Below are 19,331 nucleotides of genomic sequence, written 5' to 3' on the forward strand. Positions count from 1 at the left end.
TGCTATTTTCTTAATTCTGCACCAAAAGTTTGTTGAAGGACTGATAATAGCTTATCATGCACCTCTCCAACCTCTTCATCTGTCAATGTATGTTCACCGTGACGATACAGCAGTGAGATCGCAATACTCTTCTTTCCACTCTCTAACTTGCCACCAGTGTACACGTCGAATACCTGCACGGATTGCAGCAAAGTTCCTCCGTTTGCACGGATGGAAGCTAGCAGATCGCCTGCTGGTACAGTTGAATCTACAACTACTGCAATATCCCGTTCCATACCTGGGAAACGTGGAAGCTCATTATATTGCAGACGGCTTTGCGTGTTATCATACAGCGGCTGCAATAGAATCTCAGCTACATAAGTATCCACTAGATCAAGCTCTCTTTGCAGTTCCGGATGAAGCTGGCCCATAGTTCCAATCTTCACACGACCCTCATCTCCGACTAAATATACCGACGCGGAACGTCCAGGATGATACCCTTCTGGACTATCTCCCTCGTAGATAATTCTGTCTGTAAGACCCAAATAAGCAAATACTGATTCCAGCGCACCCTTCAAATCAAAGAAATCTACAGGCTGTGCAGAAACGTTCCATTGCTTCACGGTTAGGCTACCGCTAAGCAACAACCCCAGCACCGGCAGTTCACGCGGCTGACGAGTCAACTGTTCCTCATCTGTGAAGAAGACATTGCCGATTTCAAACAACGCTAGATCGCTTTGACGACGGTTGGTATTATAGCTAGCAATATCCAATAGTTGTGGCAGAAGGCTAGTACGCAGTACACTGCGTTCTTCACTCATTGGCATAGCCAATTTAACCGCTTGTGAGCCTTCTGATAACTCAGGGAACATTTTGCTTTGTTTCGGCTGGATGAAGGAGTAACCCATCACTTCCTGATAACCGCCATGCGACAACAGGCGACGCAGTTCACGGCGGAGTGATTGCTTATGCGTCAATGCGCCTGGCGTTGTAACACCTTCAATCAGAGTCGTTGGAATATTGTCATACCCGTACAGACGAGCAATTTCTTCGATAAGGTCAACATCATAGCTGATATCGCCACGTCTAGTTGGCACCTGAACTTCGATCAATCCTTGTGCGGTATCCCCGCATTTGAAATGTAGACGACCAAACAATGTCTTCACTTCTAGTAAGGACAGATCTGTTCCGAGATAACGGTTCAGCTTCTCCAAGGACAAAGTAAGTACCTTCTCTTCTCCTGCGACTGTTCCTGCTTGCACAATTCCTTCATGCACAGATCCGCCAGCATAACGCGCAATAAGTACTGCAGCGCGATTCAATGCAGGGATCACTGCATTTGGATCCACTTCTTTCTCGAAACGAAGCGATGCTTCCGAGCGAAGTCCCAGTTGACGCGAGGTTTTACGAACGGTTCCTCCGTCAAACTTAGCGGATTCCAGAACGAGATTTACCGTCTCAGCAGTAACTTCCGTATCCTGACCTCCCATTACTCCAGCCAGAGCTACTGCTTTAGCTCCATCAGCGATAACGAGCATATGTGGCTCAAGCTTCCGTTCTTGGCCATCAAGTGTAGTCAGGACTTCACCTTCATGAGCAAGACGAACGCCGAGTTCTCCGCCTTCTATTTTATCTGCATCAAAAGCATGAAGCGGCTGTCCGTATTCGAGCATCACATAGTTAGTGATGTCTACGATGTTGTTAATTGGACGAATCCCTGCCGCCATCAGACGATTCTGAATCCACAGCGGGGATGCTGCAGATTTAACACCTGAGATATAACGAACTGCGTAATGACTGCAATGTTCTTCATTCTCAATCTTAACGGAAATAGATTGAGCAGCTGCTCCGCTGATCTCAATCATTTCACTCGCAGGATCTGGTAATTTGATGTCGCGTCCAAGAATCGCGCTCACTTCATAAGCAGCACCAATCATGCTTAGGCAGTCTGAACGGTTCGGAGTCAGATCAAATTCCAGAATTTCATCATCTAGACCCAGCAACTTTGAAATATCTTGACCGATCTCTGTACCTTCAGGAAGTACAAGAATTCCTTCTTGCTGCTCTTTAGGAAGCAATTTATCATTGAGTCCCAATTCTTTAGCCGAGCAGATCATCCCTTGTGATAATACCCCGCGCAGCTTCGCTTTTTTGATATCCAGCCCTGGCAGCTTAGCGCCAACAAGAGCTACAGGAACGGTTTGTCCCGCAGCTACATTCTTTGCGCCACAGACGATTTGCAGATCTTCACCTTGACCTGCATCCACGATACATACGTTCAGTTTATCCGCATCAGGATGCTTTTCTTTTGATTTCACATAGCCGGTTACGATGCCGGAAATCCCTTTATTGCGGCGCTCTACTCCGTCAATTTCAATGCCGGCAGCGGTAATCTTCTCCGCTAGCTTTTCGGCGGTTACTCCTTCAATCGATGTATAATCAGCCAACCATCCGGTTGATACTTTCATGTCCGCTCACTTCCTTTATGTTTCAGATGTATTTATCTACTTGCCGTTCGATCTGCTTCCTGTGGGGGTAGTACAATTTAGGATTACTCGATCAAAGCTTCATACCCGTCCTATTTAGAGCAGTCACTACGAAAAATATTGGACTTCCGATCGCTGTTATCCTCAGATTTCCTGATTAGAACCGCTTCTCGCGGTAGAAATCCGAGGATAAAGGCGAACGCTGGCGCTTCTACAGTTCCAAAATTTCTCTCCATTCCTTCTATTAATAGTCTTTTATTAAGCAAGATCAGTAATCCAATTGCTAATTACTCCTAACCCGTCAGCCAGCTCGCCCACCAAAAATCTAAACGCCCTTGAACTGCTTTACAAAACTCATATCATTGTTATAGAAATGACGGATGTCATCGATGCCGTATTTAAGCATAGCAATCCGCTCAACACCCATACCAAATGCGAAGCCGCTATACTTAGCAGGATCATAGCCACCCATTTTCAGAACATTTGGATGCACCATGCCGGCGCCAAGGATTTCTAACCATCCGCTTTGCTTGCACAGTCTGCAGCCATCGCCGCCACATTTGAAGCAGCTTACATCCACTTCAACGCTTGGCTCGGTGAATGGGAAGAAGCTCGGACGAAGACGAATGTCTGTATTCGGGCCGAACATTTCTTGTACGAATTGCTGCAAGGTGCCTTTCAGATCACTCATCCGAATGTTGCTTCCAATAACCAAACCTTCAATTTGATGGAACTGGAAGGAATGCGTTGCATCGTCATCATCGCGGCGGAATACTTTACCCGGGCAAATGATTTTAACTGGAACTTCACCGTTCATAGCCTGCATAGTACGAATCTGTACCGGAGACGTTTGAGTACGCATAAGCAGGTCATCCGTTAAATAAAAGGAATCCTGCATATCGCGTGCCGGGTGATTTTTAGGCAGATTTAGGGCTTCAAAGTTATAATAATCGGTCTCCACTTCCGGACCTTCAGCCACACGGTAGCCCATACCAATGAAAATATCCTCAATTTCCTGAACCACTCTGCTAAGCGGGTGAACGCCCCCTTGCTGCATGCGGCGACCTGGCAGGGTTACGTCTACTTTTTCAGCCTGCAGACGTTGCTGAGTCTCTTGCTGTTGAAAAGCCTCTTGCTTCGCTCCAATAATCTCCTCAATGGCACTACGCACCTGATTCGCTACTTGCCCGATAACCGGACGCTCCTCAGCACTAAGTCCTCCCATACCACGTAGAACTTCTGTAAGCTCGCCTTTTTTACCGAGATATTTCACTCTTAGGTCATTCAAAACCTGTGGATCCATAACCTCCTGCAACTTAGCCAGCGCCTCAACCTTCAATGCTTCCAACTTCTCTTTCATGGCCGTGTACAGCCCCCTTCAATCATTGTCTAGTTCAACAAAAAAAGGCCTTTCCTCCCGGTAAGGGACGAAAAGACCGTGGTACCACCCTTGTTAGACAAGCTGATCTGTTCCCCTTAAGAGCTTCATTCCCTCTTTTGGCTGGACAGATACCTATCTCACTTTATACAGAAATAACGGTCTGTGACCGGTTTCCCCTACGCTTCCTTACAAGGCAATCTTAAGGAATTCAAGGAACTGCTCCGGAGTGAACTTCGACAGCTCTGTATCCTAGAAACGCTCTCAATCACCGGCGTCTCCTCCCTGTAAGTCAGGCACTGTGTACTCTTCTCCATCACTGCATTTCACAATTCAATCTAATTGTCAGGTATCTCTTTTATGCAAGAGATATGTCTGTTTATTATATGCAAAATCTGTCGTTTTGACAAGTTCAAGCATAATTAGGGCAATTTTTATCTGGCTTTAAGCTGGCTTTAAGGTTCAGAGCCATTTTGGGGACTTTTTTTCAGCTAACGTTCAGCGGAGCTTGATAATTTCCATTATTAAGAAGGCTTGGTTGTACTCAATCATAAATCACCTTCATAATACAAGGACTTTCATACCGGGAGGGAATTACATGCATGCACGAAGAATAAAAGTAGCTGTGATCATACTTAGCGCAGCAGTTCTGAGTCAAGCTTCAGCGTATGGAGCATACGCGGCATCAACGACTACTTCATCCACCAAAACATCAACTGCCACTACTGTATCCACTCTGGATAAACTCGGCTCGATAGCTTTAAAGAGTAACTTTAGTGTGAAGCTGACCGATGTTGGCTTTTTGACTCAGGATGGCGGCAATATTCTTACATACACCCTCAGCTATAACAACGGGAGCGGAAGCAGCATCAATCTTGTGGACTATTTCTCTAAAGTAACTACTGCCGGAGGAACCGTTATCCAAGGAAGCCCAGTAACCAGCAGTGCAACCATCAAATCTATCCCCTCCAAAAGCAGTCAATCCGTAACCTATTACGCAAACGTCGGTAAATCCACATCTTTAAATGGAGTGAAGATTTCAGTATTCGGTTGGGATTTCAGCAGTACTGATTATCAAAAAAAGCTGGGGACCTTCACCTTGCCTGTGGCTTTTTCACAAGCGGTCGCTAGAGGCCAAAGTAAAAAGATAACCTTGAATAATCAGCCCGTAACAACCAAAACGGAAAGTCTGCAAATTTACAAATATAACGGTAAGGTATACGCCAAAGTAGGTGTGAGCTTAACCAATCAAGGAACCAAAGTGCTAAGTGATCCTGGACTTAAGGGATACCTCGCATCTGCAGGAGGATCTGTATTTGAATTAACGCTAGATGATGCGAGCAGTAACTACAAAGTACAGCCACAGGAAAAAAAGACGATCTACTACATGACGGAAATTCCCTCTTATATGAAGACAGACAATATGACTCTGCAGTTTGCTGGAGAAGATACCTCATTAAAAATAGCTTTGCCCATCGTCACCTATAACCTTCCCGCTGCTACCACACCAGATCTTGTCGTAGCCAGCAATGTCATCAAGAAGCTTACGATCAACAATAATACTGTCGAGACGCAGTTAAAAAGCGCCAATGTCTATGCCGACAACGGCACCGCGAAGTGGACGCTGCAATTCCAAGTAAAAAATAGCGGCAACAAGGCGATTACTTTGCCTGCTTATGAGTTTACCGTTAAAGCCGCTGAAGGATACAGATTTCCGGTGGACACGAAGGCTTTCGCAAACCTTACACTCAAACCCCTTGAAGAAAAAATAATTGAGCTCAGTGCAGAAGTTCCGCTAACGATAGCTCAAGGAACGCTACAGCTGCAAATGACTGAACCCGCTGTAGAGGGTAAGATCATTTTTCCTACGGCCTATTATCAGATTCCTTACACACTCCAAACTAACAATTGGCAGGATACAGAATACGCGGTGGAGAACAGTCACGGCACATTTGCTGTCAAGCTTGAGAACATCCAGCGGCTACCTTGGGCAGACAAAGATCAGCTTGTAGCTAAAATCAATATTCGCAACACGAAATCGACCTCTGTGCAGCTTCCTGCATTTACAAGTGTCATTAAAGCTGGTGAGAGTGATATTAGCAGCACTTCCCAAGTTGTCACAGAAAGCACGCAAACCATACTCGGGCCAAATGAATCCGCAGACGTTTATGTCGTGGCCAATGTTCCTTACACCTACCAATTCAATCAATTAAAAATAACGCTGCAAGAAACCTCCGGCGAAAGCAAAAATAATTTTCTTTCTTTAAGTACAAATCAGTTGGACAGCCGTGTTCAGGAAGTTGCAGCACTAAGTTCCTTCCAAATTGACCTTGAAAGTAAAAAAGCAGAAGTGTTAGAGCGCCGGACAACGGTTTATCAGGGTGCGAGCTCCAATATCATGTACACAGAACTGGAAATGAACAGTGAGGAAACACGTAAATCGGAGCAGGCTCAACTCGTAGCTTATTACAAAACGCCTGACAATCAATATTACGAAGCCGAGGTCAACCAGTCTACCACTTCCACGAGCCCTAACGGAAAAAATCTGGTTACCGTCTGGACTAAGCTTCCACTTGGAGTAGATCCTTCTCAGCTTGTTCTTTATATCGGTGAAGGGGTATCCGAAGGAAAACTTACGGCTCCTGGCGGGAAATCAACGGGTTATATCAATACGGTGTCACTGGGTCTAAATAATGTTGCGGTGGAGTCAAAAAGTAATCTTTTGGATGTAGAATCGTTCCCTTATAACCTATCCGTTACAAATGCAGTCGCCACCGTCACTGGTGGAAAAGATACACTAAGCACTGTCCTAACCTACAACCTGTCGAGCAGCACGCTTTACGAATCGGGTACCTATGAGCACAAGCTTGTACTAGAGCTGATCGACCCCTTCGGACAAACGATGGAGAAGACATTAACACTGGGCACAGACCTACCATTAGGGAACTTCAAGTCATACACCACAACATTCACAAGCAATCTTTACAAAACTCTAGGTGGCGGCGCGATCCGATTGAATGTATACGACGAATTCCAAGGTCATCGAAATTTGCTGGGAACTGGGACCTATGTTGTCACTTATCAGACAGCGTCAACGACTTCAAACAACAATTCCACTTCAAACACCGATTCTAGTGCTTACAATCCATCCGACACTTAGTAAACGTGCGAGGGGTGGCCTAAGTTAAAAGAAATTTGATGATCTATGGAGGAAAGAAATGAAGAAGAAAAAAGTGTTGCTCTGGACCATCGGAGTAGTAGCTGTAGTAACAGCCGGATTGTTGGTGTATACATTTTTACCTGATAAGAGCAGTCAGGCTGCTGAAGTGCCCGTTAATACAGCCACGGTTACGAAGGGCGATATCGTAGTAAATGTATCTGGAGCAGGCTCCGTCACGGCCACTGAAACAGGAAAAGTGAAAACGAAGGACGCTGGAACCGTAGCTGAGGTGCTTGTCAAAGAAGGCGAAAATGTGAAAAAAGGTCAGACATTAATTACCTTCGAAGGCAATGATTTGAGCGACAATCTCAAGCAGGAACAAACCTCTCTTACCTCGCTTGAAACAGATCTTCAGGACAAGCAGGAGCAGTATAAGAAGCTTGCCGTGGCAGGTGCCTCCGAGGATGAATTGGCCAGTGCCAAACGTTCGATTGAAAAAGCGAAAACGGATATCGCTTCTCAAATCGAAAAAATTGCATCTGTACAAGAGGATATGATCCCTCCTGATCCCCTAACCGCTCCTATTGACGGAACTGTTACAACAGTGAACATAGCCAGCGGTGAAAAAGCGATGGATGGCTCTGAGCTTATCGATATCACCGATTATGCTAATTTAAGCGTCATAGTGCAGGTGGATGAGCTTGATATTCCTACAGTGAAAATAGGGATGCCTGCTACCATTTCATTGGATGCCCTGCCCGACACTGAATTCAAGGGGAGTGTTACTAAGATTGCCAAGGAAGGCACCGTCTCGAACGGAGTCTCCCTCTTCGATGTTACCGTTGGCTTAACCACCTCCGAAGGCGCCCTTGTAGGGATGTCGGCAGAAGTTTCAGTTACAACAGCTGAGAAAAAAGATGTATTAACCGTACCTATTGAAGCTGTTCAAGAAAGAAATGGCAAGTACACAGTTTCTCTCCCTTTAACAGCGGGTTCAGCGGGTTCAACCGATTCCTCAAAAGCCTCTAGCGAGGGCCAAGCACCGATGCCTAGCGGGGCTCCTGATGCTCGCGATGGCGCTATGCCTAGTGGAGCGCCTGATGCTCGCGGCGGTACTATGCCTAACGGAGCAGCTGGCACAAGAAACCGTGGAAATAGTAATCAGCGAACAGTTTCCGTCGAAGTGGGCATCCATGATGAGAGCAGTATTGAAATTGTCAGTGGGCTTAATGAAGGAGACAAAGTGATCATCCCTACTGTCATCTCTACCAAAACAGGTACAACTAGTACTGAGATGCAAATGCAAGGTGGCATGGGCGGTATGGGTGGCGCCGGTTTCGGCGGTAGCGGCTTTAGTGGCGGTGGTGGCTTCAGTGGAGGTGGTACTGGTGGCACGGGCGGAGCACCTGGTGGTGGCGGAGGTGGCAGTAGATGAGTGCTTTAACACCACTGATCCAAGTCCAGAATATGACCCATGGCTATACTATGGCCGGAGAAACTATGACAGTTCTAAAAAATCTTTCCTTTACAATCGACTTCGGAGAGTTCGTAGCGATTATAGGTCCTTCCGGTTCTGGTAAATCAACACTAATGAACATGCTCGGATGCCTGGATGTATCGGATGAAGGAAGCTATCTCCTAGACGGACAAGAGGTTCGTAAGTTATCCGACAACAAGCTGGCAGTTATCCGGAATGAGAAGATCGGCTTTATCTTTCAAAACTTCAATCTCCTCCCCAAGTTGTCTGCTGTCGAGAATGTGGAGCTTCCGCTAATATACCGCGGCCTCTCACATCGAGAACGCAGAGAAACAGCGCAGCAAGCACTCCTTAAAGTTGGTTTGGAGGAGAGAATGCATCACCGACCTTCTGAGCTTTCAGGAGGACAGCAGCAGCGTGTAGCGATTGCGCGAGCCATGGCTGGATCTCCCCCGATTCTACTTGCAGATGAACCTACCGGGGCGCTTGATACGCGAACTGGACAAGAGGTCATGCAGATGATACGAGAATTAAATGAGCAGGGTCATACAATCATCCTAATCACACATGACCTCGAAATTGCAAAGCAAGCAAAGCGGATCATTCGTATTCAGGATGGCAACCTCGTAGAAGATCGGAGGAATGCGAGGTGAAATTATTTCAAAGTATGCGGATGGCTCTAAAAAGTATTTACAGCAGTAAAGTAAGAGCTTTTTTAACGATGCTGGGTATTATTATTGGTGTATCATCCGTTATCATCCTCGTTTCTGTGGGGCAGGGAACTACTTCTCAGATTACGGAGCAGCTTAATGGACTCGGAACAAATCAACTGACGGTAAACATCACTGGCCGTGGGGCTACCACCTCCCTCACCTATGAAGAAGCCTTGGCACTAGGAGATATAGAGGGGATAGAAAATGTAGCTCCTGTGATCAGTGGCAACGTTACAGCCAAGCATAATACTGAGAATGTTAGCGTTACAGTTGAGGGCATTACACCTTCTTATGAGGACGTTAAGGATTTTCATGTACAGTCAGGACGTTTCCTGCTTGATATTGATACGGAGTACCGGCAGAAGGTAGCGCTAATCGGCACAGGTACGGCTGAGGATTTATTCGGTACAGATGATCCTGTCGGCCAAAAGGTACAGCTAAACGGGATCAGCTATAAAATCGTCGGTCTTTTGGAAGCAAAAGGCTCTAGTCTAAGTGGCTCCAACGATGATATCTTATTGATTCCTATAGCTACTGCAGAACGTCAGTTAAAAAGCAAAGGCGTACGTTCCATCACAATTGCGACGACTTCAGCAGACACTGTAGCTACCGTAAAAGATAAACTAGAGAGTACACTGGATGCTAAATTTAATTATGCGGATAATGCTTTTAGTGTCTTTGACTCTCAAGAGATGCTGGAAACTGTAAATTCTACGACAGCTACGCTTTCAATGGCACTTGCGGGAATTGCCGGAATTTCTCTGTTTGTCGGGGGGATCGGCATTATGAATATTATGATCGTATCCGTTAATGAAAGAACAAGAGAAATTGGTATCCGCAAAGCAATCGGCGCCAAAAAGTTCGATATTCTCGCTCAATTCATGATCGAATCCATTGTGCTTAGCGGATTGGGTGGGGTGATCGGTGTTGGCATTGGAGTCGCAGGTAGTTGGTTACTAGGAAAGTACACTTCACTTACAGTATCCATTGCTTGGGATATGGTACTGATATCTTTTGTTTTCTCCTTGCTTATCGGCGTGATTTTCGGAATGATGCCTGCGAACAAAGCCGCACGGCTTCGCCCCATTCATGCACTACGTAACGAATAGTAACTTCAAGTCAGCTGCCACAGTCATTATTATGACTAGGCAGCTTTTTTAACATAACAGAACGCATATTTTTGGGGCTAAGCTGGGTATCATTTACGAAGGCGTTGGGTAATAGGATTTATGGATTTGAATATAGATAAGGCAATAGGCCCATACCATAATCATTTAAATTTTTTATTATTGATTTTTATTTGAGGAAGCGATTGCTCTATAAGTAGGACGTCCTATATACTTGTTGTACTACAAACTGCGATCCACACACAATTTATCTTTCCCATGCCTCAATTCCCACTATGTTACAACACCTCTTTTTTTTACATAATTACTCTCAACATCTTTGCCTGAAAATAAAACACGCCTGCCACAAATGGAAGTTCCGCAGGTTATAGTTAGCAGCAATAAGATTTGTTAAACATCTTATGCGGGGAGAAGATGACCGTGGCTGGATTTTTCGATATCAAAGTAACACGCAAACTAATCTTTATTTTCGCTGCGATCTCCATTCTACTGGTTGGAATTAGTGTAGCTGCTTTACTCTATCTAAATCACACCATTAACAGAATGTCAGATTCTTTATATGAAGATGTATTTGAGAACTCTGAGCTCATACTGAGCGCTGATCGTGATCTGCATCAAGCCGCAATCGCTCTCCACTCCTCCATGAGCTCGAACCTCACTGACGCTGAACGTGATCAGTTCATTCAGGAATTTAAGGACAATAATCAACAAGCACAAGAACGGGTAGGCCTAGCAAGTTCAGACATCAAATCTATCAACAAACCCTACAGTGATTTGAAACAGGCAAATATACTTACTGAATTAGAGAACGAGCTCCATGCCTTCGAAACATCCCTAGTCCTATGGAAGAGTACAGGAAGTAAATTGATAGCTGAACGGATGCAAATCGGATGGGACCCTGCTTCATATCATGCTGTAAGTCTGAACATGCAGTTAAATGAAGTCAGAACTCATCTAGATCAATCAGAAGACCTGATAGACACCTACGCTTTACAAGTAACAGATGGGTTCCAAGATAAAAAGAGTGCACTCTTTGCGCTATACTCATTGGTCTTCTTTATACTGCTTCTAGTTATTATTTATCTGGGTCGCAAAATCATTTGGCTCAAAAATGAAATGCTGGAGGAACAAACACTCTATCAGCTAATCGGCGAAACCATGTCTGACTTTATTATTTTGACTGATCCTAACGGGTTGATACTGTATAGCTCCCCTTCACATTCAAGTATTCTCGGCTATGTTCCTAAAAAGGGTGACCCACTCTCCAACTACATTCGTGAACCGGAAATTGCTTGGGCTAAACTAAAGAGTGTCGTTCAAGGAACCCCTCGTATCTCAGAGCTACGAATGCGTGGAGCTGAAGGGCAATGGGTATGGCTGGAAACGAAGGTATCGCCTGTTCGGGGAAGCAATAATTTCCCAGCACAATTTATGTTAGTGTCCCGTGAAATTACACAACGGAAGCAATACGAAGAACGATTACATAAGCTAGCCTTCTATGATCATTTAACCGCGATTCCCAACCGTGCTCATTTCAAAATGTACATGGAGAATCTCATCAACCAACCCGAGGAACGGAGAAAGAATATTGCACTCGCATTGCTGGATTGTGACAGATTCAAGCAGCTAAACGATACCTTAGGACATCTGGCCGGAGACGAATTTCTCCAACTGCTCTCTCGAGAGCTTTTGCAAACGGTTAAAGGTGTAGGCCAGGCGTTCCGGATTGGCGGTGATGAATTCGCGGTGGTACTGCACCGATTTACCTCTCCAGAAATGTTAGATGAAATGCTACAACGGTTGCTTAAGTTATTCAACAAATCTTGGTCTATTGACAATGGATCTAGCTTCCACACCTCCGCAAGTATTGGTGTAGCCCTATTTCCTGAGCATGGAGGCAGTATTAATGAACTTCTGCGTGCCGCTGATCTAGCTATGTACCTTTCCAAAGACCATGGAGGGAATGAAGCTAATCTCTACTACGAGCTTTTAGATGTAGGTTTATCCAACCAGATCATCGGAAAACCATAAGATCAACAAAAAGAGCTGTTCCAGGGTACAACTAACCCTGAAGCAGCTCTTTTTTATTTTTTAACTGGTTAACTGCAAATGATCATCTGAGATCTCATCATTCTCCTGATCACGATCTATAACCATGACCTTGATCAGCTCGTCATCCTTGGAACAATCAATGAAGCGATCGCCATCCCCATCTTTCTCTTCCCAGTCATTAAGTCGTAATATATACCCGATAGAATCGGTATCTGGCAAGACCTCAATTCGTGCAACTGCACGCCCATCCTCCATATACCGAAAGTCGCATTGTCCGTCCTGAATTCCTGTATCCCAAACCCAAAGATTCCAGCCTTGATATTTCCCATCTGGCCGCTCATAGTGTACTTCGATAATTTTGGACCGCGGTGCTGGCTCACCACATTCATCATAGAGCACCATCATCGACAAGCCTTCAATTTCCACCTCGCTACCTGCGACCTTCCGGAATGCTTCTGTCCCCGCTCGGGTATGATCCACTACCACGTTCCAACCGTTATTAGCTTCAGGAAGAGATAGCTTTACTCGATCATTATTGGCATTAAAGATGACTGTTATATTGTTCCAGAGGTCGCCTCCTGCATGATTTCTAAGCAGATACGACACGATCCCCCCATCACAGCGCAGAAATTCCAGCGAACGCTCAATTTCCTGCCGACCATGTAGACGAAATGCCGGATGTGTACGCCGCAGTTCGATCAAACCTTTATAATATTGAAATACAGGCTTAAACATACTCTTCATGTTCCAGCGGATCGCGTTAATCGTATCACCGCTACGATAGCTATTATGATCTCCAAATTTACTGCGCAGGAGCTCATCACCGGCATGCAGGAATGGAATCCCTTGCGAGGTCAGGATGATTCCATTTGCAAGTAGGGATCGGCGCACGGTCTCATTGCTGAGAATATTCTCCAGATCTACATTCACGTAAGGATTAGCCCGTGAAACGGCATCCTGAAATCCCCCTTGAACGGTAAGCACCTTATCCCATAAATTCAAATTGTCATGGGCCGTTACATAGTTCACCGATTCCACTGGGGAGTCTGTAAATTCGTGGATGGCTCCTTTGATTCCGGCTGCAATAGCCCCTTCTTTGCCGTATTCCCCTGTAATGAAGCCCCGTCCCCATCCATCACTATCACCTTTGATCGCGGAACGAAAGTTATCATTGAAGACAGCATATCCTTTCCCCCGCTGCACACCTTTTAGCGTCTTTGTTGCCAGTGGAGAATCTCCACCTGTCCAAGGTTCGCCATATAACAGCAGATTAGGATTCACCTCAAGTCGAAGCTCTTCCGTTATTTCACGCATGGTCACACTATCCATCAGACCCATAAGATCAAATCTGAAGCCATCAATATGATACTCCGTAGCCCAGTAGGACAACGAATCCTTAATATATTTGCGTACCATCGGACGCTCTGTAGCCAGCTCGTTACCAACTCCCGAGCCATTAGATAAACGTCCCAAGTAGTCACGGCGATAGAAGTAATCTGGTACAAGCGGCTCGAAGGGACCCTTCTGCACAGCATACGTGTGGTTGTAAACCACATCCATAATTACTGAAATCCCACGACTATGCAAAGCCTGAACCATTTCTTTAAATTCCCGGATTCGTAGACCTGGATCGGTAGGATCAGTGCTATATGATCCTTCCGGTACATTATAATGCTGAGGATCATATCCCCAATTGTAGTCGGTATGTTCAATGGACGAACCACGCTTTATTACACTTAACTCATCTACGGTCTGGAAATCAAACACGGGCATCAGATGTACATGAGTGATACCCAATTCAACCAGATGATCAATACCTATTGCATTCCCTTCCGAATCTCTTAAGCCAAATTCAGTAAATGCTTTGAATTTGCCCTTATAGTACATGCCAGAGCTCTCATGTGAGGAGAAGTCACGCACATGCAGCTCGTAAATAACCGCGTCTGCAGGATGCTGCAATGGAGGAGCAACGTCCTTCTCCCAATGCTCAGGATGGGTCCTGCGCAAATCAACGATTGCTGTTCTTAAACCATTTGCCGATACGGCTGTTGCATAAGGATCTACTGCTTCCGTCACATTTCCATCAGCAAATACAGCACGGTACATATAATATTTCCCTTTTAAATCACCTGATAACTTAGTCTGCCAGACTCCGCCGTTCTGACGCTGCATATATATAATACGCCCACTATCTGTAGAGCTCGGATCAAATCCAATGTTACGTTGATTTCCATCTGTTTCGTACATAACTAGAGATACAGCAAAAGCAGTAGGTGCCCAAACTTTAAATACACTGTACTCCACCGAGTACGTCAAGCCCAGGTCTTTACCTTCATAGACCTCTAACATTAATTCTGTATTTATAACATTTTTACTCATGAGTTAACACCATCCTATGGCTCCCTGGCTAACTTATAGGGATGCTTATAAGTCCAAATATTTCCAATTTAGATCATATTAATACTTGCACAGCTCTGCAAGTCTGTAAAGGAGTATAAACTTTCTATGGATTCATACTATTATTATATGTAAGACATATTTACAGGTTTGGGTTCCTTACCGACTTTATACTCATCACTATTACTATCGGCATAGACATCTGTGTAATAAAGCAAATAAAAAGTGAATTTAATTATTCTAAATTGAGTATAACGCTCACGTATGAACTTAAGCCAACGTAAGAAATAAAATTATCGATATACACACAAAAAAACCGACCTCCAAACATCGGAAGTCGGTAATAGTAGTTGGAATGTTATAAAACGTTTAACGGAGTAATGCATATGGAAATAGTTAGTTAGTGATGCTTTGAACAAGTGCAGCTACTTCTTCAGCAGTGCCAAGTTGCAATGCTTTTGCAGCCAGTTCCTTCATGTCGGCAGCCGACAATTTAGAAATTTGACTACGTGCTGGCAGAATTGACGTTGCACTCATACTGAATTCATCAAGGCCAAGACCTAGTAAGAGTGGAATCGCTGTTGCGTCCCCAGCCATCTCACCGCACATTCCTGTCCATTTACCTTCTGCATGCGCTGCATCAATTACATTCTTGACCAGACGCAGGATGGCCGGATTGTATGGCTGATACAGGTAAGACACCCGTTCATTCATACGGTCAGCAGCCATTGTATATTGAATAAGGTCATTCGTACCAATACTGAAGAAATCAACTTCCTTTGCGAACTGGTCAGCCAGTACAGCAGTGGAAGGAATCTCAACCATAATGCCGAGCTGAATGTTGTCAGATACTTCCTTGCCTTCTTCACGAAGCTTCGCTTTCTCTTCAAGCAGAAGATCACGAGCTGCACGGAATTCACCAAGTGTTGCGATCATAGGGAACATAATGCGAAGATCCCCATGAACACTTGCTCTCAGTAAAGCACGCAGTTGCGTACGGAAAATATCTTGACGATCCAGACAAAGACGAATCGCACGGAATCCTAAGAAAGGATTCATTTCCTTTGGAAGATCCAGATACGGAAGTTCTTTGTCGCCACCGATATCAAGTGTACGTACAACTACCGGTTTGCCTTTCATATTCTCAAGCACAGTACGATAGGCGTTATATTGAATTTCCTCAGAAGGCAGCTTATCGCGGCCCATGTATAGAAACTCAGTACGATACAAGCCTACACCTTCCCCACCATTCTCAATTACACCATTGACATCGTTTGGTGTACCGATATTAGCCGCCAGCTCCACGTGCTTACCGTCTGCAGAAATCGTTGGTTTATCACGAAGTTTCTTCCACTCTGCAATTTGCAAGTCGTAAGCTTCCTGCTTGCGAACGTACTCTGCCACTTCTGCTTCACTAGGATTAATAAGAACGTCTCCGTTCAGACCATCAACAATCACTAGATCCCCAGAATTCACTTCTGTCATGACATTCTTAGTTCCAACTACCGCTGGAATTTCCAAAGAACGTGCCATAATCGCGGAGTGGGACGTACGTCCACCAATGTTTGTTGTGAAGCCTTTAACATACTTGCGATTTAGCTGTGCTGTGTCAGAAGGTGTTAAATCCTCAGCGATAACAATAACCTCTTCATTGATTTCTGCAGGACTAACATAATGAATACCCAGCAAGTGGTTCAGCAGGCGTTTGGTCACATCACGCATGTCAGCTGCACGTTCTTGTAAGTAAGCACTCTTCATGTTTTCGAACATTTCAATGAATTGTGTAGCTACTTCGTTTAGTGCATAGTCCGCATTAACCGATTCCTGACGAATTTTATCAATTACGGGATTAATCAGCTCAGGGTCCTCAAGAATCAGCAGATGGGATGCAAAAATCTCTGCTTTCTTCTCTCCTAGTTCTGCTAAAGTACGCTCTTTAATAGTCTGCAGTTCAGCACTTGATTTAGCAAGTGCGTCATTCAACTTGGCGACTTCTGCTTCAGGATCACTGATACTAGTTTTTGTAATTGTATAATCCGGATGTTTCAGGATAAAAGCACGGGCTACTGCAATCCCTGCTGAAGCCGCGATTCCTGAAATTTTATTCATGGATTTCCCCTAGCCCTTCTTTAATCATTACATCAGAAAGTGCGCTCAGAGCTTCAGCTTCTTCGCTACCTTCAGTAATCAGAGACAAAGTGTCTCCAGCTTCTAGACCCAATGACAATACGCCAAGAATAGATTTCAATGTAACTTTTTTGCCTTTTGCTTCTGCATAAGCTTCTGTACCTTTGAATTTCGTAGCTGTATTTACCAAGGCAGTTGCCGGACGTGCGTGAATTCCATCTTCATCAATAATTCTGAATGTTGTTTGCATAATATTATCCAACTCGCTTTCTTTTAATAGAATATTTTTAAATTTATAGTGAAGGCTTCGCTCCCTTTAATGTTTAAAGGAAGCGTCCACCCTTGCACTTTTACTGAATGGTAATAATATCCTTATCGCCAATGGATACCTTACCTGGCTTCTTCAAGGTTACGGAAGAGCCTTCTGGTAAATTGGAGAAAATAACAGGAGACATTACTGATGGTGCATGTGCTTTTACATATTCTAAATCCACTTCCATGATCGGCTGTCCAGCAGCTACAAGGTCGCCCTCTTCGACTAGAACTGTAAAACCTTGACCTTTAAGCTTAACTGTATTAACCCCTATATGAACGAGCACTTCCTTACCTCCATCGGACATAATGCCGATCGCATGCTTGCTCGGGAACACATTAAACACTTTACCGTAGACCGGTGAAGCAATCTTTCCATCATCGGATAAGAAAGCAAAACCATCACCCGTCATTTTTTGGGAGAATACTGCATCAGGAACCTCAGTGATATCCACTAGTTCACCATTTACCGGAGAGACGATATCTTCTTTGATAATCGCTTCACCAGCTTCACCTGCCTGCTGTTCTTCTTCAGGCTGTGGCGTAGCCGCTACCGGCGTTGGTGCAGGTGTCTTCCCGCTAATTACATCTTGAATCTGAGATTTAATGGTATCGGAACGTGTGCCGAAGATCGCTTGAATGTTATTACCCACCTCAAGCACACCTGATGCACCTAACTTCTTCAGACGAGTCTTATCCACACCTGATTTATCTTTAACCTCCACACGAAGGCGGGTAATACAAGCATCCAGATGAGCGATGTTCTCTTTACCACCCAACGCAGACAAGATGTTTCGTGGTAAATCATCACCCGTTTTAGAGACGGCTTCTGTGTTAGTATCTTCAACCTCACCCGTATCCTCTTCACGACCCGGTGTCATCAGATTGAACTTCCGAATAACAAAGCGGAATCCGAAGTAGTAAATTACGGCAAGGGCAAGACCTACTGGAATTACGAGCCACCAAGCCGTACGGTTCGGGATAATACCAAAGAGCACGTAATCAATAAAACCTCCAGAGAAGGTCATACCAATCTTGACATTAAGAATATGCATGGTCATAAAAGACAAACCTGCAAAAACAGCATGTACTGCGAACAGCAATGGAGCTACGAACAAGAATGAGAATTCAAGCGGCTCTGTAATCCCTGTCAGGAATGAAGTCAATGCTGCGGAAAGCATCAAACCTCCGACAAGTTTTTTATTATGAGGTTTAGCTTCATGATAAATGGCCAAAGCAGCTGCTGGAAGACCGAACATCATGAAAGGATACTTACCTGTTGTAAATGTTCCTGCTGTGAATTCTACGCCATCACGAAGCTGCTGCATGAAGATCCGTTGGTCACCACGAACCAATTCCCCAGCTTTATCTACGTAGGTACCAAATTCATACCAGAACGGAGAATAGAAGATGTGATGCAGACCAAAAGGAATAAGCGAGCGTTCGATTGTTCCGAAGATAAACGCTGCGAGCGTTTTATTCGTATCAATCATACTTTGTGATACATAATTCAGACCGTGTTGAATTGGCGGCCAAACTAAGGTCAATGCCAGACCAAGAATCAATGACGTTACCGCAGTCATGATCGGAACGAAACGTTTACCTGCGAAGAAACCCAGGTAGGATGGAAGTTCGATTTTGAAGAATCGTTTGTACATGGACGATGCCAATATACCGACGAGTATACCTCCAAATACCCCCGTTTGCAGTGTTGGAATTCCTAAGACGCTAGCATAGGAAAAGTCGCCTTGGCTCAGGACATAATCATTGACGCCAATTACAGTACCCATCGTAACATTCATTACGAGGAAACCAATAATAGCGGCTAGACCAGCAACACCCTCACCACCGGATAAACCGATGGCAACACCCACGGCAAATAGTAAGGATAAATTATCAAATACAATTTGCCCTGAGTTCATCAATACGTTCGCAATTGCCTGAACTACATCGTTCTCAAGTGCCGGAACGTATTGTAGAAAATCGGGGTTTACCAGCATGTTTCCTATTCCAAGGAGCAGACCGGCTGCTGGCAGTATGGCTACTGGGAGCATCAGCGCTTTACCGACTCTTTGTAAAACGCCGAAAAGCTTTTTGAACATCATGGTCACTTCCTTTCATTA

Annotated in this window: 11 protein-coding genes and 1 other annotated feature; of the genes, 5 read left to right on the forward strand and 6 right to left on the reverse strand. The window is 44.7% G+C overall.

The annotated features are described in order from the left end of the window. Positions 1-2 precede the first annotated feature (2 nt). Positions 3-2,447, reverse strand: a complete 2,445-nt coding sequence (gene pheT / locus NSQ29_RS19140; protein ID WP_339801923.1) for a phenylalanine--tRNA ligase subunit beta — start codon at positions 2,445-2,447, stop codon at positions 3-5. A 343-nt stretch (positions 2,448-2,790) separates the two neighbouring features. Beyond that, positions 2,791-3,825 (reverse strand): phenylalanine--tRNA ligase subunit alpha, encoded by a 1,035-nt coding sequence (pheS, locus tag NSQ29_RS19145; RefSeq protein WP_042186167.1) that lies wholly within the window; start codon positions 3,823-3,825, stop codon positions 2,791-2,793. A 60-nt stretch (positions 3,826-3,885) separates the two neighbouring features. Further along, positions 3,886-4,172 (reverse strand) — a binding site (T-box leader). A 269-nt stretch (positions 4,173-4,441) separates the two neighbouring features. Between pheS and NSQ29_RS19150 the strand changes: the two genes are divergently transcribed. The 5 genes from NSQ29_RS19150 to NSQ29_RS19170 all read left to right on the forward strand — a co-directional run bounded on the left by NSQ29_RS19150 (position 4,442) and on the right by NSQ29_RS19170 (position 12,351). Next, positions 4,442-7,003, forward strand: coding sequence for a hypothetical protein (locus NSQ29_RS19150; protein WP_341125843.1), 2,562 nt, complete (start codon positions 4,442-4,444; stop codon positions 7,001-7,003). A gap of 58 nt (positions 7,004-7,061) precedes the next feature. Next, on the forward strand, positions 7,062-8,438 hold the full coding sequence (locus NSQ29_RS19155) for an efflux RND transporter periplasmic adaptor subunit (RefSeq protein ID WP_341125844.1): 1,377 nt from the start codon (positions 7,062-7,064) through the stop codon (positions 8,436-8,438). Further along, on the forward strand, positions 8,435-9,133 hold the full coding sequence (locus NSQ29_RS19160) for an ABC transporter ATP-binding protein (protein ID WP_042186162.1): 699 nt from the start codon (positions 8,435-8,437) through the stop codon (positions 9,131-9,133). The genes NSQ29_RS19155 and NSQ29_RS19160 overlap by 4 nt, the downstream gene beginning before the upstream one ends. Next, positions 9,130-10,302 carry an ABC transporter permease gene (locus NSQ29_RS19165; RefSeq protein ID WP_156113076.1) on the forward strand — a complete coding sequence of 391 codons (1,173 nt, stop codon included), beginning with the start codon at positions 9,130-9,132 and terminating at the stop codon, positions 10,300-10,302. The genes NSQ29_RS19160 and NSQ29_RS19165 overlap by 4 nt, the downstream gene beginning before the upstream one ends. 438 nt (positions 10,303-10,740) lie before the next feature. Further along, positions 10,741-12,351 carry a diguanylate cyclase domain-containing protein gene (locus NSQ29_RS19170; protein ID WP_341125845.1) on the forward strand — a complete coding sequence of 537 codons (1,611 nt, stop codon included), beginning with the start codon at positions 10,741-10,743 and terminating at the stop codon, positions 12,349-12,351. Between the two features lie 60 nt (positions 12,352-12,411). Here the strand turns inward: NSQ29_RS19170 and pulA are convergent, their stop codons facing one another. From pulA to ptsG, 4 genes are all read right to left on the reverse strand, one after another. Next, on the reverse strand, positions 12,412-14,751 hold the full coding sequence (gene pulA / locus NSQ29_RS19175) for a type I pullulanase (protein ID WP_341125846.1): 2,340 nt from the start codon (positions 14,749-14,751) through the stop codon (positions 12,412-12,414). 414 nt (positions 14,752-15,165) lie between these two features. Next, positions 15,166-16,878, reverse strand: a complete 1,713-nt coding sequence (ptsP, locus tag NSQ29_RS19180; RefSeq protein ID WP_149645821.1) for a phosphoenolpyruvate--protein phosphotransferase — start codon at positions 16,876-16,878, stop codon at positions 15,166-15,168. Next, positions 16,871-17,146 (reverse strand): HPr family phosphocarrier protein, encoded by a 276-nt coding sequence (locus NSQ29_RS19185; protein ID WP_042131974.1) that lies wholly within the window; start codon positions 17,144-17,146, stop codon positions 16,871-16,873. The genes ptsP and NSQ29_RS19185 overlap by 8 nt, the downstream gene beginning before the upstream one ends. Positions 17,147-17,246: 100 nt before the next feature. After that, positions 17,247-19,310: a glucose-specific PTS transporter subunit IIBC gene (gene ptsG, locus NSQ29_RS19190; protein ID WP_339271547.1), complete on the reverse strand. Its 2,064-nt coding sequence runs from the start codon at positions 19,308-19,310 to the stop codon at positions 17,247-17,249. Between the last annotated feature and the right edge of the window lie 21 nt (positions 19,311-19,331).

Source organism: Paenibacillus sp. FSL F4-0236 (assembly GCF_038000135.1).
Taxonomy (GTDB): Bacteria; Bacillota; Bacilli; order Paenibacillales; family Paenibacillaceae; genus Paenibacillus_AQ.